Here is a 25,820-nt window from a genome sequence, read left to right as displayed (position 1 = left end):
TGGGGAAAGGACCAACTCGGAGGTTACGGAAATGCAGGTCCTACTGTCTGAAGACACCGCGCTCACCGGCCGCAGCCCGGCCGCGGTGGTACTGGGGCTGTTCCGGATCCTCGTCGGATTCAGCTTCACCCTGCACGGATTGTCGGAGCTGTACGGCATCCCGGTGGCGCCCTACGGCAGCCATCACGCGGCATTTCTGAGCTGGCCGCACTGGTGGGCCGGAGCCATCGAACTCATCGCCGGGGCCTTCGTAACCCTCGGCATCGGCACCCGGATCGCGGCGCTGTTGTGTTCGGGCGCAATGGCTTACGCCTTCCTCACCGTCCACCTGCAGCACGGGATTCTGCCGATCAAGAACGGCGGCGAGACAGCCGTGCTGTTCTGCTGGTCGTTCTTCCTGATCGCGGTGATCGGACCGGGCGCACTCGCCCTCGGTCCCCCACTGCACCGGCTGCTCGGTAAACGCGCCGGGCGCTGAATCGAACGGACGCGGGGCGCGCAACCCCAAAGCGGTGCGCACCCTGCGTCTTTCGAACTGCGTCTTTCGGATTACTTGTCGTCGTCGGCCGGAGCCGGGGCGGTCGAGCGGGTCGCGTTCGCGGCCGAACGCACCTGCGGAGCCACCTGCACCACCTGGCCGAGCACACCGTTGATGAACGACGGCGAATCGTCGGTGGACAGCTCCTTGGCCAATTCCACCGCCTCGTCCACCGCCACCACCGGGGGAACATCGTTGGCGTGGAACAACTCCCACACCGCCACCCGCAGAATGGCGCGGTCCACGGCGGGCAACCGCGACAGCGTCCAATCCTGCAGGTAGGACTCGATGGTGCCGTCCACCCGATCCAGATCGTCGGCGACGCCTTCGACCAGGACACGGGTGTACGGGTTCACCGGGGCGATCGAATCGTCACGCACCGACAGTGAGACACGTTCCGACAGCAGATCCGCGGGATCGACATCGCGGGCTTCCGCCTCGAAGAGCAGGTCCACCGCGCGCCGACGCGCCTTGTGCCGCGCACCCAGCTTCTTGAATTTCTTGTCCGACTGATCGGCCACGGAAGACATTATCCGTCGCGTCAGGAGTTCACGCGGCTGATGTAGCTGCCGTCGCGGGTGTCGATGCGCAGCTTGTCACCCTGGTTGATGAACAGCGGGACCTGCACCTCGGCGCCGGTCTCCACGGTGGCGGGCTTGGTGCCGGCCGAGGAGCGGTCGCCCTGCAGGCCCGGCTCGGTGTGGGTGACGACCACGTCGATGGCGACGGGGAGCTCGACGAACAGCGCCGCGCCCTCGTGCATCGCGATCTGCACGGCCATGTTCTCCAGCAGGAAGCCGGAGTTGCGGCCCAGCAGCTCCTCGCTCAGGTGGATCTGGTCGTAGGTGTCGCCGTCCATGAAGATGTAGTCCTCACCATCGTGGTAGAGGTACGTCATGTCGCGACGGTCGACGGTCGCGGTCTCCACCTTGACGCCGGCGTTGAAGGTCTTGTCGACGACCTTGCCCGAGACCACGTTCTTGAGCTTGGTGCGCACGAAGGCGGGACCCTTACCCGGCTTCACATGCTGGAACTCGACAATCTGCTGGAGATTGTTGTCGATCTTCAGCACGAGGCCGTTCTTGAAGTCGCTGGTGTCCGCCACTGTCCTCGGATCTCCTATAGTCGGTGCGACCGCGCGTCAGTCGACGACGGTCAGGTCTTTGCTGGTGCGGGTGAGCAGTTCCGGGCCCCCCTTGCGAACCACGAGCGTGTCCTCGATCCGGACGCCACCGCGGCCGGGGAAGTACACACCTGGCTCGACGGTCACCGCCACGCCATCCAGGAGTGTACCCGTGCCGGTTTTGGCGATTCCGGGCGCTTCGTGGATCTGCAGGCCGACACCGTGTCCCAGCCCGTGCACGAACAGCTCGCCGTGACCGGCCGCTTCGATCACCGAACGCGACGCCGCGTCCACCGCCTTGGTCGACACGCCCGGGGCCAGCGCTTCGCGGCCCGCCCGCTGCGCGGCGTGGACCAGGTCGTAGACCTCGCGCTGCCAGTCCGCGGGCTGACCGAGCACGAAGGTCCGAGTCATATCCGAGTGGTAGCCGCCGACCGTCGCACCGAAGTCCAGCTTCACGAAATCACCGGTGGCCAGCACCGCCTCGGTCGGACGATGATGCGGGACAGCCGAATTCGCGCCCGCGGCGACGATGGTCTCGAAGGAGACCGCCTCCGCGCCGTGCTCGAACATCAGAAACTCCAACTCCCGGCCCACCTGGCGTTCGGTGCGACCCGGGCGCAGACCGCCGCGCTCGAGCAGGGTGGCCAGGGCGGCGTCGGCGGCATCGCAGGCGGCGCGCAACTGGGCCACCTCGTAGGCGTCCTTGACCATGCGCAGCTGCTCCACCAGCCCCGACACCGGGACCAGCTCCAGACCGGTGGACAGCGCGTCCAGGCCGCGATGCTGTTCGACGGTGACGACGTGGCTCTCGAAACCGACTCGCCCGGTCTGCCATTCGCCCGCGATCTCCACCACCCGGCGGGCACAGGCCCGGTTGATCTCCGCGCGCAGATCCGGGACCTGCTCACCGACCTGGGTGATGTAGCGGCCGTCGGTGGAGATGATGGTGCGGTGCTCGCTGGAATCCCAGGCGTAGACCAGCAGCGCGGCATTGGAACCGGTGAAGCCGGTCAGGTAGCGGATATTGATCAGATCCGTCACCAGCAGAGCGTCGATGCGGTTCTCCACCAGCAGGTCCCGCAGAGAGGCCCGGCGCAGCGCGTAGTTGGGCCGCGGGACCGGATCGTGATCAGCAGACATGGATCCACGCTACAACCGACACGCCGCAACACCGACACGCAACACGAGAATCGCCAGGTCATGGAACAGGCCCTGTTCACATACGAAGCGGTTATCCACAATTCGCGATTCCCCGCCCCACGCCCGCCCCGCCCGCGAGACAGTCGAACCATGCCCCTGCTCCCGACTCTCCTGCTGACCGCCTGGTGCGCCGCTCTGAGCTGGTTCGACCTGCGCGAGCGGCGGCTACCCAACGCCCTCACCCTCACCGGTGCCGTCGCCGTCCTGATCTACGCCATCAGCCGCGATGAATCCGCCACCGCGGTGACCGGAGGTTTGCTGCTCGCCGCGCCGTATCTGACGGTGCACCTGGGCAATCCGAATGCCCTGGGCGCGGGCGACGTGAAACTCGCGCTCGGTCTAGGGGCATCGACCGCGCTGGCGGGGCCGGAGGCCTGGACCACCGCGGCGCTCACCGCTCCCTTGCTCACCGCGACAGCCGGACTGGGCACTGTTCTGGCACGTGTGACGCCGGGTCGCAAGACCCTCCCGCACGGGCCCGCGATGTGTGTGGCGAGCCTCGTCGCGTTGCTCGCAACGCGGTGAGGAGGCCGGGCAGGCGGACCACGTGTCCGGGCAGCCCCGTTCTCATGGAAAGATGTAACTCGTGTTGCGCTGGATAACTGCCGGAGAATCCCATGGTCCCGCCCTCGTCACCATCCTCGAGGGGATGGTGGCCGGTGTCGAGGTGACCTCCGCCGAGGTCGGTGCACAGCTGGCGCGGCGTCGGCTCGGGTACGGACGCGGGGCCCGGATGAAGTTCGAGGCCGACGTGGTGACGCTGGTCGGCGGGGTGCGCCACGGCCGCACCATGGGCGGTCCGGTCGCCATCGAGGTGGCGAACTCGGAGTGGCCCAAGTGGACTCAGGTCATGTCGGCCGACCCGGTCGACGCGGCCGAACTCGCCGAACTCGCCCGCAACGCACCGCTGACCCGTCCCCGGCCCGGTCACGCCGATTACTCGGGCATGCTCAAGTACGGCTTCGACGACGCCCGCAATGTGCTCGAGCGCGCCAGCGCCCGCGAGACCGCGGCCCGCGTCGCCGCCGGCACGGTAGCCAGGAACTTCCTGCGTCAGGCGCTCGGAGTCGAGGTCATCTCGCACGTGGTGTCGATCGGCACCGCCGCCAACACCACCGGTGTCGTTCCGACCGCCACCGACCTCGCCGTCATCGACGAGAGCCCGGTGCGTTCCTTCGACAAGGACGCCGAGACCGCCATGATCGCCGAGATCGAGGCCGCCAAGAAGGACGGCGACACCCTCGGTGGCGTGGTCGAGGTCGTGGTCGAGGGCCTGCCCGTCGGACTGGGCTCCTTCACCTCCGGTGAGGCGCGCCTGGATTCGCGACTCGCCGCCGCGCTCATGGGAATTCAGGCCATCAAGGGTGTCGAGGTGGGCGACGGTTTCGAGACCGCGCGCCGCCGCGGCAGCCAGGCCCACGACGAGATGAAGCCCGGCGCCGACGGTGTGCTGCGCTCCACCAACCGCGCGGGCGGCCTCGAGGGCGGCATGACCAACGGTGAGCCGCTGCGGGTGCGCGCCGCCATGAAGCCCATCTCCACGGTGCCACGCGCCCTGTCCACCGTGGACATGTCCACCGGTGACGAGGCCGTCGCCATCCATCAGCGCTCCGACGTGTGCGCGGTGCCCGCCGCCGGTGTGGTCGCCGAGGCCATGGTGGCCCTGGTGGTCGCGCAGGCCGTGCTGGAGAAGTTCGGCGGCGATTCGCTGGCCGAGACGGTCGACAACATCACCAGCTACCTGAAGCGAATCTCGGCGCGCCCGCATCTGCCGGGCAATGCGCCACAGTGACCACTGACGGCGGCGCGGACTCCGACGCGGCCGCGCCGGACGACGAGAACACCGCTCGCACACCGGGTGTGGTGCTGGTCGGGCCGCCCGGGGCGGGAAAGTCGACGATCGGGCGCAAGCTGGCCCGTGAACTCGGCGTGGATCTCTACGACACCGACGCCGGAATCGAGGAGCGCACCGGGCGCACCATTCCGGAGATCTTCGCCGAGGACGGCGAACCGGAGTTCCGCCGCATCGAGGAAGAGGTCGTGCGCGACGCGGTGCTGGCCGGGCACGGGGTGGTCTCGCTCGGCGGCGGTTCGGTGCTCTCGGCCGCCACCCGCGAGCTGCTGCGCGATCACACCGTCGTCTACCTGGAAATCAGTGTGGGCGAAGGCTTGCGGCGCACCGGCGCCAGCACCAACCGCCCACTGCTCAACGGCGACGACCCGGCCCGCAAATACCGCGAGCTGATGAAGATCCGCCGCCCCCTCTACCGCGATGTGGCCAGCGTGCGCGTGCGCACCGACGGCCGCAGCCCCGGCCGCGTGGTGCGGATGATCCTCGCCAAGCTCGGCCTGGAATCGGTGGTGCATCCGGAGGATTCACCGGTCGAGACCATCGTCGTCGCCGAACCCAGCACCGGCAGCAGCCGCACTCGCAACCGGCGTCGACGCCGCCGCGGCCGCGGTCGTGGCGACGGCCAGACCGCCACGACCGCCGATACCACCGCGACGGAAGCGGATTCGGACAGCGACCGGCCCGGCACCGAAACCGAGGCGGGCACCGAAACCACCAAACGCGCACGGCGCGGCCGACGTTCACGCCGTTCGGGCCGCCGCCCCGCCGATGCCGCCGCCTCGACCACGACGACACCGGCCGCCGCGCCCACCGCGGCGAGCACCGCGCCCACCGAACCCGTTGCGCCCGGCACCAATTCGGGCCGTCGGCGACGCGCCTCCCGCTCGGCCGGTGCACCCACGAATTCCAGTGCGCCCGAATCCGTTTCGACGTCCTCGCCCGCATCGAGCCCCAGTGGTTCGGGCGCACAGCAGGATTCACCGAACTCCACCGGCCTGACCGCCACACCGGGCAACGGCCGTTCGCGGCGGGCACGTGCCCGCCGGGCGCGCGCCCGTGTGCGCGGCGAGCACACCGCAGACCAATCCACCCGCGCAGAACCCGCACGAACAGAATCGGAGCAGCAAGCATGAGCGAGCCGACCCGCATCGAGGTCCGCACCGCCGACCCGTACCCGGTGATCATCGGGCGCGGGCTGCTGGGCGACCTGGTCGAGGAGGTGACCGGCCGCTCCGGCGTGCGCACCGTCGCGATCTTCCATCAGCCGCCGCTCGCCGAGACCGCCGAGGTGGTCCGCAAGGCACTCGCCGATCAGGGCATCGACGCGCACCGGGTGGAGATCCCGGACGCCGAGGACGGCAAGGACCTGCAGGTCGCCGGGTTCTGCTGGGATGTGCTGGGCCGCATCGGCCTGACCCGCAAGGACGTGATCATCAGCCTGGGCGGCGGCGCGGCCACCGACCTGGCCGGTTTCGTGGCCGCCACCTGGATGCGCGGCGTCAGCATCGTGCACGTGCCGACCACGCTGCTGGCGATGGTGGACGCGGCGGTCGGCGGCAAGACCGGCATCAATACCGAGGCGGGCAAGAACCTGGTCGGCTGCTTCCACGAGCCGGCCGCGGTGCTGGTGGACCTGGCGACCCTGGAAACGGTGCCGCGCAACGAGATCGTGGCCGGGATGGCGGAGATCATCAAGGCCGGTTTCATCGCCGACCCGGTGATCCTGGAGCTGATCGAGGCCGATCCGCAGGCCGCCCTGGATCCGGCCGGTGACGTGCTGCCCGAGCTGATCCGGCGCGCGGTGCAGGTCAAGGCCGATGTGGTGGCCGCGGATCTGAAGGAATCGGATCTGCGCGAGATCCTCAACTACGGCCACACCCTCGCGCACGCCATCGAGCGCCGCGAGCGCTACCGCTGGCGTCACGGCGCGGCGGTGTCGGTCGGTCTGGTCTACGCGGCCGAATTGGGCCGTCTCGCAGGCCGTCTCGACGATGCCACCGCCGAACGCCACCGCAGCGTCCTCGAGAGCGTGGGCCTGCCCACCACCTACGACGGTGACGCGCTGCCGCAGCTGCTCGACAGCATGCAGACCGACAAGAAGACGCGTTCGGGCGTGTTGCGCTTCGTGGTCCTCGACGGTCTGGCCAAGCCGGGCCGACTGGAAGGCCCGGATCCGAGCCTGCTGGTCGCGGCCTACTCGGCGATCGCGCGCGAGGGTGGACCCGCGGGCGGAGCCATCCTGCTCTGAGGTCCCCGAGCATACGAAAAGCCCCGCGCCACAATCGAGATGGCGCGGGGCTTGCTGCTGGAATCGGGGCGTCAGACGCCGAGCGGCTCCGACGTCGGGTGCGGGGTGGCGGGCTGCTGCTTCTTGTGCTCCCGGCCGACCAGGAAGCGGCCGGTGGCCACGCCGATCATGCCCGGGATGAAGATGAGCAGGATGATGAACGACGCGCCTGCGGTGATCTCGAAGAACAGACCGTTGTCGCCGAGGTCGAACTTGGGGATGAAGTCGAGGATCCAGGCCACCAGGCCCGCGCCGAGGCCACCGGCCAGACCGGCCTTGAGCCAGCGCATGGTGAGATCCGCGCCCCGCTCCGGGTCCGGATGGGCGCGACGATCGCCGCGGCCGTCCAGCAGACCCCAGGCCAATACCGCGCCGACCAGCACGATCAGGCCGAGGATCCGCATCCAGGAGCCGTCGGTCGGCCGGTACACCATGGCGAAGCCGAGCAAGGTTCGCAGCACAACGGTCAGCGCCCCCAAGCCCACGGCGCGCAACACCCACGCATTCATGTCGATCACCTTAACCTGCGCGGCCGCCAGGCCGAACCGAATGAACTGAAACTTGTTACAGAACCATAGCGGCAACCGGGCGGGTGAGCCCAGCCGGACTCGCCGCGCTGCTAGAAATGCAGGGTGAGCATCGAAGCCGTGGCCCTGCTGCAGGATCCGGTCCGCAGACGGCTCTACGACTATGTCGCGGCCGCGGATCACGAGGTCGGGCGCGATGAGGCCGCCGAGGCCGTGGAGATCAAGCGACCGCTGGCCGCCTTCCATCTCGACAAGCTCACCGAGGCGGGGCTGCTGGACGCCGTGTTCCGCCGTCCGGAGGGGCGTGCCGGACCGGGCGCGGGCCGTCCGGCCAAGTTCTATCGGCGTTCGGACGCGGAGTTCACCGTCAGCCTGCCCGCGCGCGACTACCGCACGGTCGCAACGATTCTGGCCGAGGTGCTCGAACACGAGGGCGCCGAGGCGGCGATCGCGGCGGTGGCCGCCCGGCACACGCCCACCGGCGGCGACCTGGTCGAGACGCTCGAATCCCGCGGCTACGAGCCGTATTTCGAGGGCGACGTGGTCCGGTTGCGCAACTGCCCGTTCCATCGCCTGGCGCTGAATTTCCCGCCGCTGGTGTGCGGCTTGAACCTGGCACTGCTGGAAGGCACCGCGACGGCGGCCGGTTGGACGGCCCGGATGGATCCCGCGCCGGGTCGATGCTGCGTAAGCTTCTCTAAAACAAGCGAATCTTAGTTATAGTTTGAACATGCACCTCGCACAGCTCAACATCGGTCGCCTGATCGCGGCCGAGGGCGATCCCCGGGTCGCCGAATTCTTCGCACATCTCGACGAGATCAACGCCGTCGCCGAGGCCTCCCCCGGTTTCGTCTGGCGCATGGTCGACGGAGAAACCAACAACGCCACCGCATTACGCCCCTACCACGCGGACCCCGACATGCTCGTCAACATGAGCGTGTGGACCTCGCGCGAGGCACTGTTCGACTACGTGTACCGCAGCGGCCACATGGAATACCTGCGGCGGCGCCGGGAATGGTTCGTGCCGCTGCGCGAGGTGTTCACGGTGCTGTGGTGGCTGCCCGAAGGCGAGCTGCCCACCCTGCCCGACGCCATGCGGCGACTCGAGCACCTGCGCGAGAACGGTTCCACGCCTTACGCGTTCACCTTCCGGCAGGCCTTCGATCCGGAGCCCGCGAGCTAGCTCACCGACGACTCCCGCAGCGCCGCGGCCATTTCCGCGCGCGGCGCCGGCTCACCGGTGAACTGCTCCACCTGCCCGTACGCCTGATTCAGCAGCATCTCCAGACCGCTGACCACGGTGTTCCCGGCTCGGGCCACCGCTTCGGCGAGCGGAGTCGGCCACGGGTTGTAGATGGCGTCGAGGACGACGGGTGCGACCGCGACCGAATCCGCCACGGGCGCAGCGCCGGTCGCGGGCACCGTGCTGACCACGGCGTCGGCCCCGGTGCACACGAACAGCACCGATTCGGGGTCGAAATCGATGACCTCGGCCGACATGCCCAGGCGCTCGGCCAGTTCCAGCGTATCGGCGGCCCGGCGACGATCGCGCGCCACGATGGTGACGGTGTGCGCGCCGAGCTCGGCCAGCGCCAGCAGCGCCGGACGCGCGGTGCCACCGGCCCCGAGCACCACGGCCCGCGAAATCTCTTCGACGCCCGCGCCTTCCAGCGCGCCGCGCACCCCGTCGACGTCGGTGCAGTCGGCACGCCATCCGGTCGCGGTGCGCAGCAACGTGTTCGCGGAACCCACCAGTTCGGCGCGGTCGGTGCGCTCGTCGGCGTACGCGAGCGCGGCCACCTTGCCCGGCATGGTCACCGACAACCCGACCCACTCGGGGCCGAGACCGTCGACGAGACCGGGCAATTGCTCACCCGTGCACTCGATGCGCTCGTAGCTCCAGTCCAGGCCCAGCGCCCGGTAGGCGGCCAGATGCAGTTGCGGCGATCGCGAATGCGCGATCGGGCTGCCCAGCACGGCGGCCCGCCGCTGTTCACCGGCCACTGTCGAGAATCCCACTGGCCTGCGCCTTCGCGATATTGCGCTGATGTTCGGCATAGCTGTCGGTGAACAATGTGGTGCCTTGCTTGTCGACGGTCACGAAGTAGGTCCACGGCCCCGGCGCCGGATTCTCCATGGCGCGCATGGCATCCAGTGACGGTGCGGAGATCGGGGTCGCGGGCAGCCCGGGCGAGGCGTAGGTGTTCCACGGCGTCTTCTTGGCCCGGTCGGCGTCGGTGGTGGCGACCTCGGTCTTGTCGAGCGTGTAGTTGACGGTCGAGTCGAATTGCAGTGGCATCTGCTGGTTGAGGCGGTTCACGATCACCCGCGCCACCTTCGACATGTCCTGCGGCAGCGCCTCGCGTTCCACCAGGGACGCCGCGATCAGGGTGTCGTAGGGCGAGAGACCATTGGCGGTGCCCGACTGCACCAGTCCGGTGGCCTCGTAACTCTGCGCGCTGGACGTGACGAGCTGCTTGAGAATGTCGAGCGGGCTGGCGCCGGGATCGAAATCCCAGGTGCCGCCGGCGATCAGACCCTCGAGCTGCCGGGAGCGGTCCGGCGCCGTGCGCACCTTCTCCAGCGCCCAGGTGGGCACGCCCAGGGCCGTCGGGTCGGTGTTGGCGCCCGCCTGGTCGAGCTGTTCGTAGGTCACGCACTTGGCGGCGGTGCCGGTGCCGATGCAGCTGGCGTCGGCGATCTTGCGGTAGATGCCGTCCTTGCGGGCCCCGGTGGCCACATCGCTCGAGTCGTGCAGCTGACGGCCCTCGGAGATCACCACATTGCCGACCCGGGCGTCCTTGCTGAACAGCGCGGTCACCGTCTCCGAACCGGTGCTGTGACTGGGCACCGCGTAGAAGCCGGGCTGGATCGAGCTCATGTTCGTATTGCGCACGGCCGCTTCGTAGAACGCGCCGTTGCTGGCCACCACGCCCTTGTCGGCCATGGTCTGCGCGATCTGGGTGGAGGTGTCGCCGGGCTTGATCTGGATCACCACGAGCGGGCCCTGCGGAGCGGAGAACTCGGCCGGTGGGCTCAGCTTGCCGATGAACTTCCAGCCTGCGAAGCCGAGCGCGCCCACGAACAGCACCGCGAACACCCCGGCGATGACGAACAGGTTGCGGCGGCGGCGCTTGCGCTCGGCGGCCTTGCGCGAGGCCATGCGGGAACGCTTGGGGCGCTGCGAACCCCGGCCCGCGGCTCGCGATTCACCGCGGCCCGGTTTGGCTTTCGCCTTCGCCTTCGACTTGGCGGCGGGGCGGCGGTCGCGGTCGCCGACGCGCTGGGGGGCACTGCGGCGCGGCGGTTCCGGCTCGAGCGGGGGCTCGTCCTCGAAGTCGTCGTCGTAGTGCTCGTCGTCGTACTGGTCGTGCTCGTCATCCTCGTAGCGGGGGATGACGGTGGTGTCGTCCTCGTAATCGTCCGCTTCCGACCAGTCCAGATCGTCGCGGCGGTAACGCCGTTCGGCGCTCTGCCGGTAGCGTTCCTCGGCGCGCGTCCAGCGGTCGGTCATGCGTGATCACCGCGCGGCTTCAAAAGGGCACTCCGTTCGTCCAACCATCCTTGCAGGATCGACACGGCGGCGGCTTGATCGATGACCTGCCGCTGCCCGCGTGCTCGAACTCCACTGTCTCGCAACGCACGTGCAGCAGACACCGTAGTCAAACGTTCGTCGGAAAGTCGCACCGGGACCGGAGCGATCAGGGTCCGCAAACGCCCCGCGAAAGTGGCCGCCAGCTTAGCCGAAGACCCGCTCTCCCCGCGTAAGGTGCGCGGCAGGCCGACGATCACTTCGACGGCTTCGTACTCCCGCACAATCTCGGCAATCCGGGACAGATCGGGAGCGAGGGTGCCGGGCGCGATCTTCTTGGCGCGCGGCACCGTCTCGACCGGAGTGGCCAGCAGACCGTCCGGATCACAGGAGGCGACGCCGATGCGCACCGTGCCCACATCGACGCCGATGCGGCGGCCGCGCCCCGGATCCTGTGCCGGATCGGGGCGCTCGGACGCGAACGCGCGCCCGCCGGCCGAGATCCCGGAGGCCTCGACCGGCGTTCGCGCGAATCCGGCGGCACGATCGCCGCCGGGTGTATCGGATGTGTCCGAGTCGTCCATTTATCCGGCGAGCTCGGCGACCCGCGCACGCAGCGCGGCCAGACCCGCCTCGATGCCGGAGGCGTCGGAGCCGGAGCCCTGCGCCATCTCCGGCTTGCCGCCGCCGCGGCCCGCGATCGACGGACCGAACGCGGCCACCAGGTCACCGGCCTTGAAACCGAGGTCCTGCGCGGACTTCGACACCGCGGCCACGAACGGCACCTTGCCCTCGGCGTTGCCGAGCAGCACCACCACGGCGGGCTCGGAACCGAAGCGGCCCTTGATGTCCTGAACCAGGGTGCGCAGATCGCCCGCACCCACGCCCTCGGGCGCGGCGGCGGCCACCAGCAACACCTTGCCGACGCGCTGCGCCTGCTCCACGAAGGTGCCCGCCGAGGACAGCACGGCGGCCATCTTGGTGCGCTCGAGTTCCTTCTCGGCAACCTTGAGGCGTTCCACCAATTGCTCGATGCGCGCGGGCACCTCGTCCGAGGGCACCTTCAGCGAGGACGCGACACCGGCCAGCAGCGCGCGCTCCTTGGCCAGGTACTTGTAGGAGTCCAGGCCGACGAAGGCCTCCACGCGGCGGATGCCGGAACCGACCGACGACTCGCCGAGCACGGTGATCGGGCCGATCTGCGAGGAGTGCCGCACGTGCGTGCCACCGCAGAGCTCCATGGAGAACGGTCCGCCGATCTCCACCACGCGCACCTCGTCGCCGTAGTTCTCGCCGAACAGGGCCATCGCGCCCATCTTCTTGGCGGAGGGAAGATCGGTGACGAAGGTGTTGACCGGGAAGTCGTCGGCGACAGCGTCATTGGAGACGGCCTCGATATCGGCCTTCTGCTGCTCGGACAGCGCGCCCTGCCAGTTGAAGTCGAAGCGCAGGTAGCCCGGCTTGTTGAGCGACCCGGCCTGCACCGCGTTGGGACCGAGCACCTGACGCAGCGCCGCGTGCACCATGTGGGTGCCGGAGTGGCCCTGGGTCGAGCCGTGCCGCCACGCCGGATCCACCTGTGCCAGCACGGTATCGCCCTCGGTGAGCTGACCGGCTTCGATGGTGGACTTGTGGGTCCACACCTTCTTGGCGATCTTCTGCACGTCGTTGATGCGCACCTTCAGACCGTGCGAGGAGACCAGGGTGCCGCGGTCGGCGATCTGGCCGCCGGACTCCGCGTAGAGCGGGCTGCGGTCGAGGATGATCTCGACATCCTGCCCGACCTCGGCGACCGGCACCCGTACGCCGTCCTTGATCAGCGCGAGAACGGTTGCCTCGGTGGCCAATTCGTCGAAACCGGTGAATTCGGTCGCGCCGCGGTCGACGAACTCCTTGTAGACGGTGAGGTCGGCGTGCGCGTGCTTGCGCGCCATCGCGTCTTCCTTGGCGGTCTTGCGCTGCTCGGCCATGAGCGCGCGGAAACCGTCTTCGTCGACCTGAAGCCCGGCCTCGGAAGCCATTTCGAGGGTCAGGTCGATCGGGAAGCCGTAGGTGTCGTGCAGCTTGAACGCGTCCGCGCCGCCGATTCGCTTGCCGCCGTGCGACTTCACCTCGTCGACGGTCTCGTCGAACAGCTTGGTGCCGGTGTTGAGCGTCTTGAGGAACGCGACTTCCTCCCCGACCGCGACATTCTCGATGCGCTGGAAGTCGGTGGCCAGCTCCGGGTAGGACGGCGACATCAGCTCGGAGACGACCTTCATGAACTCGCCGATCACCGGCTGGTCGGCGCCCAGCAGGCGGGCCGAGCGCACGATGCGACGCAGCAGTCGGCGCAGCACATAGCCGCGGCCGTCGTTGCCGGGGTTCACGCCGTCGGCGATCAGCATCGCGCCGGTGCGGGCGTGGTCGGCGATGACGCGGAAGCGCACATCGTCGGTGTGGTCGACGCCGTAGGAGCGGCCGGTCAGTTCCTCGGCCTTGCTGATGATCGGGCGCAGCAGGTCGGTCTCGTAGACGTTGTCGACGCCCTGCAGCAGGAACGCGACCCGCTCGACGCCCATGCCGGTGTCGATGTTCTTCTTCGGCAGCGGGCCCAGGATCTCGAAGTCGTCCTTGCCGCGCCCCGCACCCCGCTCGTTCTGCATGAACACGAGGTTCCAGATCTCGAGGTAGCGGTCCTCGTCGGCCTCCGGACCGCCCTCGATGCCGTATTCGGGGCCGCGGTCGAAGTAGATCTCCGAGCACGGGCCGCACGGGCCGGGGATGCCCATCGACCAGTAGTTGTCGGCCATGCCGCGGCGCTGGATCCGCTCGGCGGGCACGCCCATCTCCAGCCAGATGCGCTCGGCCTCGTCGTCGTCGAGATAGACGGTGGCCCACAGCCGTTGCGGATCGAATCCGAACCCGCCGTCCTCGACGCTGTTGGTGAGCAGCGTCCACGCGAAGGTGATCGCCTCACGCTTGAAGTAGTCGCCGAAGGAGAAGTTGCCCGCCATCTGGAAGAAGGTGTTGTGGCGGGTGGTGATGCCGACGTTCTCGATATCGCCGGTGCGCACGCACTTCTGCACGCTGGTCGCGGTCGCGAAGGGCGGCGTCTGCTGACCGAGGAAGTACGGCACGAACTGGACCATGCCCGCGTTCACGAACAGCAGGTTGGGGTCGGCCAGGATCAGCGAGGCACTGGGCACCTCGGTGTGTCCGGCCTTTACGAAATGCTCCAGGAAGCGCCGTCGAATCTCGTGGGTCTGCACAGGTATCCAGCCTACCGTCCCCGGTCCAGGGGCTTTACACCCACCACCGGGCGACGAGGCGGGAGCCGGAGGCCGTCTGCGGGGACCGCGCGGACGCGCCGGTGCCGGGGACGACCGCGACCGGCCCGCGACATCGGGTCCCGACCGCCCACGACCACCGGAGGATCGCGAAGGTGACCTCGACCACCATGGCCGCCGTACTCGGTCGGCAATGTCGACCCGCGCTCTCCGGAGCCGGGACCGGGCGAGAGGCGACCGACCAGACCCGGCAGCCCGCGCCGATCAGCGACGACGGGCGAGAGTCGAGCGGACCGGGTTTCGATCGATCCGGCTACGCACCAACTGAATTCGCTGGAAGATAGCGGACCCGAATTGGCACACAATGCAATTCGGCACGTAATGCATCGCGTGCGATGAATTACTTCCCTCGGACTATGCGGCGGAGTTTGGTTACCCGCGGTCCCACTTCACGTTCGTAGCCGTGATCGGTGGGCTGGTAATAGTCGGTGCCTACCAATTCATCGGGCGGATACTGCTGTGCCAGCACGCCGTCCGGGTGATCGTGGGGGTATTTGTAGCCCTGGGCATTGCCGAGGGCGGCTGCGCCCGCGTAGTGGCCGTCGCGGAGATGGGGTGGGACCGCGCCCGCCTTGCCGGCGCGGATATCGGCGAGGGCGGCGTTGATGCCCTTGACGACCGAGCCGGATTTGGGGGCGGTGGCGATGTGAATCGTGGCCTGCGCCAAGGCGAGTTGGGCTTCGGGGAGACCGACCAGTTGGACCACCTGGGCGGCGGCGGTCGCGGTCTGCAAGGCCATCGGGTCGGCCATGCCGACCTCCTCGCTGGCCTGGATCATCAAGCGGCGGGCGATGAATCGCGGATCCTCGCCCGCGCTGATCATGCGCGCCAGGTAGTGCAGGGCGGCGTCGACATCGGAGCCGCGCAGGGATTTGATGAAGGCGCTGATCACGTCGTAGTGCTGGTCACCGTCGCGGTCGTAGCGCACGGCGGCCTTGTCGACGCTGGCCTCCACCAGCTCCACGCCGACCTTCCCGTCGAGGGAGGACTCGGCCGAGGCCTCCAGCGCGGTCAGCGAGCGGCGCGCGTCACCCCCGGCGATCCGCACGATGTGGTCGAGGGCCGCGTCGGCGACCTGGTACTCCCCCGCCAGCCCGCGCGGGTCGGCGATGGCCCGGTTCAGCACGATGCGAATGTCCTCGTCCGACAACGACTTCAGCTGCAGCACCAGCGACCGTGACAGCAGCGGCGACACCACCGAGAACGACGGATTCTCGGTGGTCGCGGCGACCAGCAGCACGATCCGGTTCTCGACCGCGGCCAGCAGCGCGTCCTGCTGGGTCTTGGAGAAGCGGTGCACCTCGTCGATGAACAGCACGGTCTGCTCGCCGGAGGCGAGGCGGCGGCGGGCCAGGTCGATGACCGCCCGCACCTCCTTGACCCCGGCCGAAAGTGCCGACAGCGCTTCGAATCTGCGCCCGGTGGCCTGCGACAGCAGTGAGGCGAGGGTGGTCTTGCCGGTGCCGGGCGGGCCGTAAAGCAGCACCGAAGCCGCCCCGGATCCTTCGACCAGACGACGTAGCGGCGAGCCGGGACCGAGTAGATGTTCCTGCCCCACGACCTCGTCGAGACTGCGCGGCCGCATGCGCACGGCCAGCGGGGCGAAGCGGTCGCTCCCACTGGGTATGCGCACCACGCTCGCCTCGAAGTCGTCGGATACGGCCTGCGTCCCCGGCGCGTCGAACAGCCCATCACTCACTCGTACGACCCTACCGAGACGCCCCGACAACTCCGGCCGCACATCACCGCGGGCCGGAATCCACCCTCGGATCCCGGCCCGCGATGGCGCGGAGGATTACTCCTCCCAGTGCTCTTCCAGGGTGGCGGAGACGTGTTCGGCGAAGTCGCCGAGCGGGTCGTCGCCGGTGCAGCGGGCGTCCTCGGCGAGGGCGGCCCAGCGGTTGATCAGCGCGGCCGAGCGCGGGATCGACAGCCCGTGTTCACGGGCGGCGGCGATGCGGGCGTGATCGGCGGGCAGGAACCAGTAGGTGGACAGCCAGACCCAGATCAGCCGGGCTTCGAGGATGCGTTCGGCGAGCACGTCGTCGTCGGCGAGGGCGGGCCAGACGGCGACCACTTCGGAGCGCCAGGCCTCGACCATCTGCCGGGCGCGTTCACGTGAGAGCTCGAAATCGCACAGGCAGCCCGGGAAGGAGACCAGGGCATAGGCGATGTCGAGGGTGGAGTCGCGGAAGCCACCCCACTCGTAGTCGAGGAACCGCGCACCCTCCTCGTTGAGGATGACGTTGTCGGGGCACAGGTCGGAAGGACTGAACGCGCGGTAGCGACCGGCGGAGAAGAGCCGGTTGCCGCGCACGATCCGCTCGGCGATCTCACCGGGCACCTCGATGCCCAGCTCACGCTGCAGCATGATCGGCACCTCGGCGACCGCGGATTCGGCCTGCTGAGCGATGCCGTCCACCCGATGCACGACATCGACACGCCGGAGCAGCGCGACGAAATCGGCTTCGCGGCCGACGGTCGCGGCATGCATGCGACCGAGAGCCTGAGCGAACGCCATCAGGGCATTGCGCCCGGTGGGTTCGGCGCCGGTCTGCAACACCGCGGTGAGCGAGGTGTTCTCGCCGAGGTCGCTGAGGATCAGCAGTCGCTCGGGCAGGCTGTAGCCGAGTAGGTAGGCCCCGGGTCTGTGGTCACGGCCCAGGGCGGTGGTGAACTGGTACGACACTGCCTCCCGTAGGAAGGCGGAGTCGATGCTGGCGACACCTGGGGCCATGCCCCCGGTGCGTCGTTGATTCGCTGCGCCCGCAACCTGCTTCACAATCAGTGTGCGTGGAAGCGAAAAGGCGTTCTCCGCAACGCGGACACGTAGGACCGTCGTTCTACCACTACCGCTGAGTTCCATCGGATCGCTCAGCTTTACCGGAGCACCCATTCGCTTTGTGAGCAACTGTTGTGCCGCGGACACGACTTCGGCGGCGCGTTCGGCCAATAGTGCGGTCATCGGAACCCAAGGTACTCCGGCCAGGTCACTTTCAGCGAGCGGTTGCGCAACCTTTCGCGCGTCGTCCGGCGTGTCTTTGTGAAGGGTTTGCCCACACGGCGCTGGTTGCTTGACACAACCGGGGCGGTCTAGTTGTCTCATGTTCAACTGCCGTGCGCCACACCGTAAACCGGGAAATGTGAAAGGCTTGCGACCATGACTGGCACGCCGCCCTCAGCACCGTACGACCCGTCCGGCGAGTACCCTGCCGCGGGCGGCGGACAACCGCATCCGCCGCATACCGGCCAGCATCAAAACCCCGAGCCCGCACCGTATTCCGCGCCGCCGGAGCCGGGTCCGGCGCACGGTCGCCATCAGCTTCCCGGACTCGCGGGCTATCCGCAATTCGACGGCCCCGGGGCCCCGCAGTACGGCAGCGAGCCCGTCGAATCGGCTCCGTCGATGCCCCCGCAGTCGGGCGCGCCGGTCGGGCCGCCGGGCTACGGCGGCCAGCCGCCGCAGCAGTTGCCGAACGGACCCGACCAGCCCGGCGCGATGCCGCCCGGCAATCTGCCTCCGCAGGGCGGATTTCCGCCAGGGGCGATGGCGCCGGGCCCGAATCAGGCACCCGCGCCCGCACCGCAGCAGCAGGCCTACGCGCCCCCGCGCGAACGCCTCGACGTGGGCGGGGCGCTCACCTACGGCTGGGATCGCTTCCGGCTCAACCCGATGCCGTGGGCGGGCATGGTGCTCATCGGCCTGATCGCCTGGCTGGTGGTCACCCTGCTGGTGAATATCGTTGACCCGCAGTCGCTGTCGGCGGTGATCATGCTGTTCGCGGTGGCCTCGCTGGTGGTGTGGCTGCTGCAGGCGGCGATGATTCGCGGCGCGCTCTACGAGACCGACGGCACCCCACCGGATTTCCCGGCCTTCTTCGGATTCGTCAACGCGGGCAACGTACTCATCACGGCGCTGATCGTGTTCGTGGCCTGTTTCATCGCCTCGATAGCGTGCGTGTTCCCGGCGGTGATCGTCGGCGTGCTGTGCATGTTCGCGCTGCACTTCGTGATCGATCAGGACCAGAATCCCCTGACCGCAATCAAATCCAGTGCGCAGCTGGTGATCGCCAATGCCCTGCACATCTCGCTGCTGGCGCTGGCGGTGCTGCTGATCACCGCGATCGGCACGCTGTTGTGCGGACTGGGTCTGCTGGTCGCGGGTCCGGTGTCGGCGATCGCGACCACCTACGCCTACCGCACGCTCACCGGCCGCCTGGTCGTGCCCGTCTAGCGTTCGGCCCGGATCACGTTCGGGCTCAGCCGCGCTCGGTCAGCCACCAGCGGTCGAGCCGGTCGAGGATGCCGCCGCGGTGCCGGTGCCGCGGCCGCAACCACAGCACGATCACGCCCGCCACCACGATGCCGACCATGTTCACCGCCAGCCGATGGTGATGAAGGTGAGAAACGACGGGGTGAGGGTGGACGCCTCACCGGTCTGCGCGATCAGCTGCTCCCACACCACCGCGTCGCTGGTGGTGGTCGGCGCGTTCTCGACCGCACGCTCGGCACTGTCGGACAGCACGGTGTCGATGTCCTCGAGCCCGACGCCGCCGGCGCGCATCACGCCGAGCCCGCGCAGGGCGTCGATCACGGCGTCCGCCGATTCGCGCGCGAGCACGCATTCGACGACATCGCCGCGAGGTTCCACCGCCGCGCCGCGCTGCACGGTGATCAGCGTCGCGCCGGGTTCGGCGCGCAGCACGCGCAGCGCGGCGTCGGTGGATTCGGCGGGACAGACCGCCCAGACGTGCAGCACCCGTAACCCCCTCGTAGCAGCGGGTTTCCGGTATCGGCCGATACCGGCGGGTGCAGCCTAGCGGTGGGTCACCCCTACTTGGCGTCTTCCTTGACCGGGTTGCCGTTCGCGTCGAGCTTGGCGTTGAGCCCGGCTTCCTGACGCTGCTGCAGGGTGATCGAGGTGGGCGCGTCGGTGAGGGGATCCACGCCGCCGCCCGACTTCGGGAAGGCGATGACCTCGCGGATGGAGTCGACCCCGGCCAGCAGCGCGGTGATGCGGTCCCAGCCGAAGGCGATGCCGCCCATGGGCGGTGCGCCGAAGGAGAAGGCGTCGAGCAGGAAGCCGAACTTGTCCTGCGCCTCCTCCTTGCCGATGCCCATCACCGTGAACACCCGCTCCTGCACGTCGCGGCGGTGGATACGGATGGAACCGCCGCCGATCTCGTTGCCGTTGCAGACGATGTCGTAGGCGTAGGCCAGCGCCGAACCCGGGTCGGTGTCGAAGGTGTCGACGTGCTCGGGCTTGGGCGAGGTGAAGGCGTGGTGCACGGCGGTCCAGGCCGAATGACCGAGGGCCACATCGCCACTCGCGGTGGCGTCGGCGGCGGGCTCGAACATCGGCGCGTCCACGATCCACACGAACGCCCAGGCGTCCTCGTCGATGAGGCCGCACTTGCGGGCGATCTCACCGCGCGCCGCGCCGAGGATGGCGCGGCTGGACTTGGCGTCACCGGCGGCGAAGAACACGCAGTCGCCGGGGTTGGCGCCGACGTGCTTGGCCAGGCCTTCGCGTTCGGCGTCGGACAGGTTCTTGGCGACCGGGCCGCCGAGCGTGCCGTCCTCGTTGAACAGGATGTAGGCCAGGCCCTTCGCGCCACGCTGCTTGGCCCAGTCCTGCCAGGCGTCGAGCTGACGCCGCGGCTGCGAGGCGCCACCGGGCATGACGACCGCGCCGACGTACGCCGACTGGAACACCCGGAACGGAGTCTCCTTGAAGTACTCCATCATCTCGGTGATCTCGACACCGAAGCGCAGGTCGGGCTTGTCGGAACCGTAGCGGCGCATGGCATCCGCGTAGGTCATGTGCGGGATCGGGGTGGTGATCTCGTGGCCGACGAGCTTCCAGAGCGCGGCGAGGATGTCCTCGGCGAGCAGGATGACGTCTTCCTGTTCGACGAAGCTCATCTCGATGTCGAGCTGGGTGAACTCGGGCTGGCGATCGGCGCGGAAGTCCTCGTCGCGGTAGCAGCGCGCGATCTGGTAGTAGCGCTCGATGCCGCCGACCATGAGCAGCTGCTTGAACAGCTGCGGCGACTGCGGCAGGGCGTAGAACTTGCCGGGCTGCAGGCGGGCCGGAACCAGGAAGTCGCGCGCGCCCTCGGGCGTCGAGCGCGTCATGGTCGGGGTCTCGACCTCGACGAAGGCGTGCTCGGCGAGCACGGCGCGGGCGGCGGCGTTGACCTTGGAGCGCAGCCGGATGGCGTGCGCCGGGCCTTCGCGGCGCAGGTCCAGGTAGCGGTAGCGCAGGCGGGCTTCCTCGCCGGGCTCGTCGTCGAGCTGGAAGGGCAGCGGCGCGGCCTCGTTGAGCACCTCGAGCTCGGTCACGTTGACCTCGATGGCGCCGGTCGGCAGGTTCGGGTTCTCGCTGCCGCCCGGGCGGTTCTCGACCACTCCGGTGACCTTCACGCAGAATTCGTTGCGCAGCTTGTGGGCCTGCTCGGCGGGCACGCCTTCGCGGAAGACGGCCTGCGAAACACCCGAGGCATCACGCAGATCGATGAAGATCACGCCACCGTGGTCTCGACGACGCGCCACCCATCCGGTGAGGGTGACGGTCTGACCGGCGTGCTCGCTTCGCAGCGAACCAGCCAAGTGGGTGCGCAGCACTGGATTCCTTTCGACGGACTCGAAGCACCGGCGAGATGTGACCAGGTGCAGACCCATCGTAGAGAGACACGTTCGGTGGATGGAAACCGATATCCGCTCGCCCGTGTCACAGTAATGGCCATGACCTTCAACGAGGGCCTTCAGATCGATCCCAACCGGGTCAGCGGAGGCGGTGGCCCGGGACTGGGCGGAGGGCTGGCCCTCGGCGGCGGCGCGCTCGGCATCATCGCGGTGATCGTGACGCTGTTGCTCGGCGGCGACCCCGGCAGTGTGCTGGGTCAGTTCACGGGCGCGGACAGCAAATCGCAGTCGGGCACCGCGACGCTGCCCGCGCACTGCAAGACGGGTGCGGACGCCAACAAGTACGTCGACTGCCGGGTGATCCTGACCGTGCAGTCCCTCGACGGGGTGTGGGGCACCGAACTGCCCAAGCAGACCAATCGCAAATACGTGCAGCCGAAGGTGACGCTGTTCTCCGGCGCGGTGAACACCGGCTGCGGTCAGGCGTCCTCGGCGGTCGGCCCGTTCTACTGCCCCGCCGACCAGACCGCCTACTTCGACACCAGCTTCTTCCAGGAACTGGTCGACCGCTTCGGTTCCAGTGGCGGCCCGCTGGCCCAGGAGTACGTGGTCGCCCACGAGTTCGGCCACCACATCCAGAACCTGCTCGGTGACATCAACCGCTCGCAGCGCGATCCCAAGGGCGCGACCTCCGCGGCGGTCCGCACCGAACTGCAGGCCGACTGCTACGCCGGCATCTGGGCCTACTTCGCCGACAAGCTCCCTGCCCCGGGCAGCAACACCCCGTTCCTGAAGCCGTTGACCGACAACGACATCCGCGACGCGCTCTCCGCGGCGTCGGCCGTCGGCGACGACCGCATCCAGAAGGCCTCCACCGGCCGCGTCAACCCGGAGGCCTGGACCCACGGCTCCTCCGACGAGCGCCAGAAGTGGTTCCTGGCCGGATACAAGTCCGGTCAGGTGAAGTCCTGCGACACCTTCTCCGCGCAGGACCTGGGTAACCCGCCCGCCCTGCGCTGACCGTCCTGTTCCCGAGGTCCCCGGCCGGGTTCGGCCGGGGACCTTCGCTTTTCGAGGGCTTCTCGGTGTGCCGTGTCTCGCATGTCACCGTCGCCCGGCGTGCCGGTGCGGGCTTGCGGAATCGGCGGGGCAGAATCCGTGGCGGCGGGCGTTGGCCCGCATGGGAATTCGGAGGGATGCGATGCGGACAGCCGGGGCAACAACACTATTCGGGACGAGGCGGGCAATCAGGGCGCAGGGGTGGCGTGGCGCTGCCGTCGTGGCACTGAGCGCGGCCCTGTTCACCGGTGCGAGCGGATTCGCCGTCGCCACACCGGCTCCGGCCCACTCGATGCCGCTGTTCACGCTGACCGCGATGCCCGCGGGCTGGCAGTCGCGCACCGATCTGCATCCGGCACTTCAGATTCAGACCGGCGGCGAAGCGATCAAATACGCCGACGACGGGTCGCAGATCAACGGCACCATCCCCGCCGACGTGCTGGGCGCGGCGACCACCGAGGTCCGCAATCTGGCCGCGGCCGACATGGGCGTGCCCGAGCAGAACGACAAGGGCATGTCCATCATCGATTTCATGCCCTCGCCGCCGGATCAGGATGTGCACCTGGTGGTGTACGGGCCGGAGGTCACCGACAAACTCACCGATGACCAGAAGGCGTCCCGCAAGCGCTTCGACGATCTGTTCCAGCGCCTGCTGAACGCCTTCACTCCGGCCTGAGCCGAAAACTCAGCCGACCGTCCAGGTTTCGCGACCGGTGAGCAGATTCTGCAGCGAATCGGCGTGCACCGGTTTGCGATCGGCGGCGACGGCGAGCTGGTTGCGCACCCCGTCGTCGTAGGTGGGTCGCGCGACGCTGCGGAAGATGCCGGTCACCACGTGCGTCAGGTCCTGGTCGGAGAGCCGGGACAGGGCGTAGGCGTATTCGGGGTGATCGGTGTAGGCGTCGTGGATCACGATGTCGCTGTCCGCGACGGTGTCGGCGCGGGTCACCCGCAGGCCGAAACCGTCTCGCACCACGCCGAATTCGTTGTCCGCGCCGAAGCGGATCGGTTCACCGTGCCGCAGCCGGATCAGATGCGATTCGGCGTTCTCGCGGCGCAGCGCGTCGAAGGATCCGTCGTTGAAGATCGGGCAGTCCTGCAGGATCTCCACGAACGAGGTGCCCCGGTGTTCGGCCGCGGCGCGCAGCACCTCGGTGAGCCCGGCGCGGTCGGAGTCCAATGCCCGCGCCGCGAAGGTGGCTTCGGCGCCGAGCGCCACCGACAGCGTGTTGAACGGGTGGTCGACCGATCCCATCGGGGTGGACTTGGTGACCTTGCCGGTCTCCGAGGTCGGCGAGTACTGCCCCTTGGTCAGGCCGTAGATCCGGTTGTTGAACAGCAGGATCGTCATGTTCACATTGCGGCGCAGCGCGTGGATGAGGTGGTTGCCGCCGATGGACAGCGCGTCGCCGTCCCCCGTCACCACCCAGACCGACAGATCCGGCCGAGTGACCGCCATGCCGGTGGCGATGGCGGGCGCGCGGCCGTGGATCGAGTGGATCCCGTACGCCTCCAGGTAATACGGGAACCGGCTCGAGCAGCCGATGCCGGAGACGAACATCAGGTTCTCGCGCTTCAACCCGAGTTCGGCGAGGAATCCGCGCACGGTGGCCAGGATGACGTAGTCGCCGCAGCCGGGACACCACCGCACCTCCTGGTCGGAGGTGAAGTCCTTGGCCTTCTGCGGTCCGGCCGCCGTGGGCACGCCGGACAGGCCGGTGAGTCCCAGATCGGCGCCCACGAGCGGGTTTTCGAGGATGGTCATCACTTTCCCCCTGGGGTGCGATAGGTGGCGCGGGCCCGCGCGGTGAACGCCTTGGCCTGCTCCATCTCGCTGATGGAGCCGTCCAGGGCCGCGTCGATGACGCCGACCAGTTCCTGGGCCTGGAACGCGGTTCCGGCGACCTTGGTCCACGGTTGCACGTCGACCAGGTAGCGGGCGCGCAACAGCATGGAGAGCTGACCGCCGTTCATCTCCGGGCAGACCACGGTGCGGTAGCGGGCGAGCACCGCACCGAGGTTGGGCGGCAAGGGATTCAGATTCCGCAGGTGCGCCTGCGCGACCGGGACGCCGCGGCGGCGGGCGCGCCGGCAGGCCTCGCCGATCGGCCCGTAGGAGCTGCCCCAGCCGATGAGCAGCAGTTCGGCGCGCTCGCCGGGATCGTCGACGACGAGTTCGGGCACCGCGATGCCGTCGATCTTGGCCTGCCGCAACCGCACCATGAGTTCGTGGTTGGCCGGTTCGTAGGAGATATTGCCGCTGCCGTCGGCCTTTTCGAGGCCGCCGATGCGGTGCGCGCGCCCGGCGGTGCCGGGTACGGCCAGCGGTCGCGCCAGGGTCTCCGGGTCCCGGGCGTAGGGCTGGAACGGATCGTCGTCCGCGCCACCGGGTTCGAAGCCCGGGTCGATCGGCGCCAGCTGTGAGACCTGCGGAATCGCCCACGGCTCGGAACCATTGGCGATCGAGCCGTCGGAGAGCAGCAGCACCGGGGTGCGATAGGTCAGCGCGATGCGCGCGGCTTCGACAGCGGTATCGAAGCAGTCGGCGGGCGAACGCGGCGCGAGCACGGGGACCGGCGATTCGCCGTTGCGGCCGTAGAGCGCCTGCAGCAGGTCGGCCTGTTCGGTCTTGGTGGGCAGACCGGTGGAGGGCCCGCCGCGCTGCACGTCGATGATGACCAGCGGCAGTTCGGTCATCACGGCCAGGCCGATGGTCTCGCTCTTGAGCGCGATGCCGGGCCCGGAGGTGCTGGTGACGCCGAGCGCCCCGGCCAGCGAAGCGCCCAGTGCCGCACCGATTCCCGCGATCTCGTCCTCGGCCTGGAAGGTGGTGACGCCGAAGTTCTTGTGCTTGCTGAGTTCGTGCAGGATGTCGGAGGCCGGGGTGATCGGGTAGGTGCCCAGGAAGACCTGCAGCCCGGACAGTTGCCCGGCGGTGACGAGACCGTAGGCCAGCGCGGTGTTTCCGGTGATCTGCCGGTAGGTGCCGGGTGGCAGCGTCGCGGGGGCTACCTCGTAGGTGGTGGCGAAGGCCTCGGTGGTTTCGCCGTAATTCCATCCCGTCCGGAATGCGAGGATATTTGCTTCGGCGACATCCGGTGTGGCGGCGAATTTCTCCCGCATGAACTGTTCGGTGCCACCGATGGGGCGTCCGTACATCCACGACAGCAAGCCGAGCGCGAACATATTCTTCGCGCGCTGTCCGTCCTTTTTGCCCACACCGGTCGGTTCGGTTGCCCCCAGCGTCAATGACGTCATAGGCACCCGGTGCACGACGAAATCGGTCAGCGTGTCATCGGTGAGCGGATCACCGGCATAGCCGACCTTCGCCAAATTGCGTTTGGTGAATTCATCAGTGTTGACGATCACCGTCGCGCCACGGGCCAGATCCTCCAGATTCGCCTTCAGCGCAGCGGGATTCATGGCGACCAGTACGTCCGGCTGGTCACCGGCGGTCAGGATGTCGTAGTCGGCGATCTGGATCTGGAACGACGAAACGCCAGGCAGGGTGCCCTGGGGTGCCCGGATCTCGGCCGGGAAGTTGGGTTGGGTGGCAAGGTCGTTGCCGAATGCGGCCGCCTCATGGGTGAACCGGTCACCGGTGAGCTGCATGCCGTCACCGGAGTCGCCCGCAAAGCGGATTACGACCCTCTCCAATTTCTCCGGTGCCAATTTCCGTGCGGCGCCGCCGTTTCCGGCGTCATCATGCTGCGAAACCATGC

23 protein-coding genes and 1 pseudogene are annotated in these 25,820 nt (G+C 68.6%); 10 read left to right on the top strand and 14 right to left on the bottom strand.

The annotated features are described in order from the left end of the window. The first annotated feature begins 31 nt into the window (after positions 1–31). Entirely contained in the window at positions 32–478 is a 447-nt protein-coding gene (locus OG300_RS07465) for a DoxX family protein (RefSeq protein ID WP_405493505.1), read from the top strand. A gap of 71 nt (positions 479–549) precedes the next feature. Here the strand turns inward: OG300_RS07465 and nusB are convergent, their stop codons facing one another. From nusB to OG300_RS07450, 3 genes are read right to left on the bottom strand one after another with little or no spacing between them, the layout of a single operon-like run. After that, on the bottom strand, positions 550–1,059 hold the full coding sequence (gene nusB, locus OG300_RS07460; protein ID WP_405493503.1) for a transcription antitermination factor NusB: 510 nt from the start codon (positions 1,057–1,059) through the stop codon (positions 550–552). Between the two features lie 20 nt (positions 1,060–1,079). Beyond that, positions 1,080–1,643: an elongation factor P gene (gene efp / locus OG300_RS07455; RefSeq protein WP_405493501.1), complete on the bottom strand. Its 564-nt coding sequence runs from the start codon at positions 1,641–1,643 to the stop codon at positions 1,080–1,082. 36 nt (positions 1,644–1,679) lie between these two features. Further along, positions 1,680–2,804, bottom strand: coding sequence for a M24 family metallopeptidase (locus OG300_RS07450; RefSeq protein WP_405493499.1), 1,125 nt, complete (start codon positions 2,802–2,804; stop codon positions 1,680–1,682). 150 nt (positions 2,805–2,954) lie between these two features. Here OG300_RS07450 and OG300_RS07445 point away from each other — a divergent pair, with 150 nt between their 5' ends. The 4 genes and pseudogenes from OG300_RS07445 (at position 2,955) to aroB (ending at position 6,964) form a co-directional block, all read left to right on the top strand. After that, on the top strand, positions 2,955–3,389 hold the full coding sequence (locus tag OG300_RS07445) for a prepilin peptidase (protein WP_405493497.1): 435 nt from the start codon (positions 2,955–2,957) through the stop codon (positions 3,387–3,389). 61 nt (positions 3,390–3,450) lie between these two features. Then, on the top strand, positions 3,451–4,656 hold the full coding sequence (aroC, locus tag OG300_RS07440) for a chorismate synthase (RefSeq protein ID WP_405493495.1): 1,206 nt from the start codon (positions 3,451–3,453) through the stop codon (positions 4,654–4,656). 68 nt (positions 4,657–4,724) lie between these two features. Then, positions 4,725–5,210, top strand: a pseudogene (locus tag OG300_RS07435) (shikimate kinase); the annotation flags it as partial. Positions 5,211–5,845: 635 nt separating this feature from the next. Further along, entirely contained in the window at positions 5,846–6,964 is a 1,119-nt protein-coding gene (aroB, locus tag OG300_RS07430; RefSeq protein ID WP_405493493.1) for a 3-dehydroquinate synthase, read from the top strand. Between the two features lie 71 nt (positions 6,965–7,035). Here the strand turns inward: aroB and OG300_RS07425 are convergent, their stop codons facing one another. Beyond that, on the bottom strand, positions 7,036–7,512 hold the full coding sequence (locus OG300_RS07425) for a B-4DMT family transporter (RefSeq protein ID WP_405493491.1): 477 nt from the start codon (positions 7,510–7,512) through the stop codon (positions 7,036–7,038). A gap of 123 nt (positions 7,513–7,635) precedes the next feature. On the opposite strand from OG300_RS07425, the gene OG300_RS07420 reads away from it, so the two are divergent. Then, positions 7,636–8,247: a helix-turn-helix transcriptional regulator gene (locus OG300_RS07420; RefSeq protein ID WP_405493489.1), complete on the top strand. Its 612-nt coding sequence runs from the start codon at positions 7,636–7,638 to the stop codon at positions 8,245–8,247. 13 nt (positions 8,248–8,260) lie between these two features. Continuing rightward, entirely contained in the window at positions 8,261–8,713 is a 453-nt protein-coding gene (locus OG300_RS07415; RefSeq protein ID WP_405493487.1) for a DUF3291 domain-containing protein, read from the top strand. On the opposite strand, the gene OG300_RS07410 is transcribed toward OG300_RS07415, so the two are convergent. The 6 genes from OG300_RS07410 to OG300_RS07385 form a co-directional block, all read right to left on the bottom strand. Continuing rightward, positions 8,710–9,549, bottom strand: coding sequence for a shikimate dehydrogenase (locus OG300_RS07410; protein ID WP_405493485.1), 840 nt, complete (start codon positions 9,547–9,549; stop codon positions 8,710–8,712). The genes OG300_RS07415 and OG300_RS07410 overlap by 4 nt on opposite strands. After that, positions 9,524–11,044, bottom strand: a complete 1,521-nt coding sequence (gene mltG / locus OG300_RS07405) for an endolytic transglycosylase MltG (protein ID WP_405493483.1) — start codon at positions 11,042–11,044, stop codon at positions 9,524–9,526. The genes OG300_RS07410 and mltG overlap by 26 nt, the downstream gene beginning before the upstream one ends. Continuing rightward, entirely contained in the window at positions 11,041–11,646 is a 606-nt protein-coding gene (ruvX, locus tag OG300_RS07400) for a Holliday junction resolvase RuvX (protein WP_405493481.1), read from the bottom strand. Before ruvX ends, mltG begins: the two co-directional genes overlap by 4 nt. Beyond that, entirely contained in the window at positions 11,647–14,313 is a 2,667-nt protein-coding gene (alaS, locus tag OG300_RS07395; RefSeq protein ID WP_405493479.1) for an alanine--tRNA ligase, read from the bottom strand. Positions 14,314–14,731: 418 nt separating this feature from the next. Then, entirely contained in the window at positions 14,732–16,090 is a 1,359-nt protein-coding gene (locus OG300_RS07390) for a replication-associated recombination protein A (protein WP_405493477.1), read from the bottom strand. Positions 16,091–16,186: 96 nt separating this feature from the next. Continuing rightward, complete coding sequence (locus OG300_RS07385; protein ID WP_405493475.1) at positions 16,187–17,356, bottom strand: phosphotransferase family protein; 1,170 nt, start codon at positions 17,354–17,356, stop codon at positions 16,187–16,189. Between the two features lie 195 nt (positions 17,357–17,551). Between OG300_RS07385 and OG300_RS07380 the strand changes: the two genes are divergently transcribed. After that, positions 17,552–18,625 carry a hypothetical protein gene (locus OG300_RS07380; RefSeq protein ID WP_405493473.1) on the top strand — a complete coding sequence of 358 codons (1,074 nt, stop codon included), beginning with the start codon at positions 17,552–17,554 and terminating at the stop codon, positions 18,623–18,625. A 141-nt stretch (positions 18,626–18,766) separates the two neighbouring features. Here the strand turns inward: OG300_RS07380 and OG300_RS07375 are convergent, their stop codons facing one another. Then, positions 18,767–19,150, bottom strand: coding sequence for a hypothetical protein (locus OG300_RS07375; protein WP_405493471.1), 384 nt, complete (start codon positions 19,148–19,150; stop codon positions 18,767–18,769). Between the two features lie 74 nt (positions 19,151–19,224). Continuing rightward, entirely contained in the window at positions 19,225–21,018 is a 1,794-nt protein-coding gene (aspS, locus tag OG300_RS07370) for an aspartate--tRNA ligase (protein WP_405493469.1), read from the bottom strand. 120 nt (positions 21,019–21,138) lie between these two features. Between aspS and OG300_RS07365 the strand changes: the two genes are divergently transcribed. Both OG300_RS07365 and OG300_RS07360 read left to right on the top strand, forming a co-directional pair. Next, positions 21,139–22,059, top strand: coding sequence for a neutral zinc metallopeptidase (locus tag OG300_RS07365; protein WP_405493467.1), 921 nt, complete (start codon positions 21,139–21,141; stop codon positions 22,057–22,059). Positions 22,060–22,318: 259 nt separating this feature from the next. Further along, a complete protein-coding gene (locus OG300_RS07360) occupies positions 22,319–22,774 on the top strand; it encodes a hypothetical protein (protein WP_405493465.1) in 456 nt (151 codons plus the stop codon). Positions 22,775–22,783: 9 nt separating this feature from the next. On the opposite strand, the gene OG300_RS07355 is transcribed toward OG300_RS07360, so the two are convergent. Next, entirely contained in the window at positions 22,784–23,863 is a 1,080-nt protein-coding gene (locus tag OG300_RS07355; RefSeq protein WP_405493463.1) for a 2-oxoacid:ferredoxin oxidoreductase subunit beta, read from the bottom strand. Beyond that, the gene (locus OG300_RS07350) at positions 23,863–25,818 is read right to left on the bottom strand and encodes a 2-oxoacid:acceptor oxidoreductase subunit alpha (RefSeq protein WP_405493461.1); all 1,956 of its coding nucleotides are present in this window, start codon (positions 25,816–25,818) and stop codon (positions 23,863–23,865) included. The genes OG300_RS07355 and OG300_RS07350 overlap by 1 nt, the downstream gene beginning before the upstream one ends. Positions 25,819–25,820 lie beyond the last annotated feature (2 nt).

It is taken from the genome of Nocardia sp. NBC_00511, from assembly GCF_045161165.1.
GTDB lineage: Bacteria > Actinomycetota > Actinomycetes > Mycobacteriales > Mycobacteriaceae > Nocardia.
This window is presented reverse-complemented; position numbering and strand designations above follow the sequence as displayed.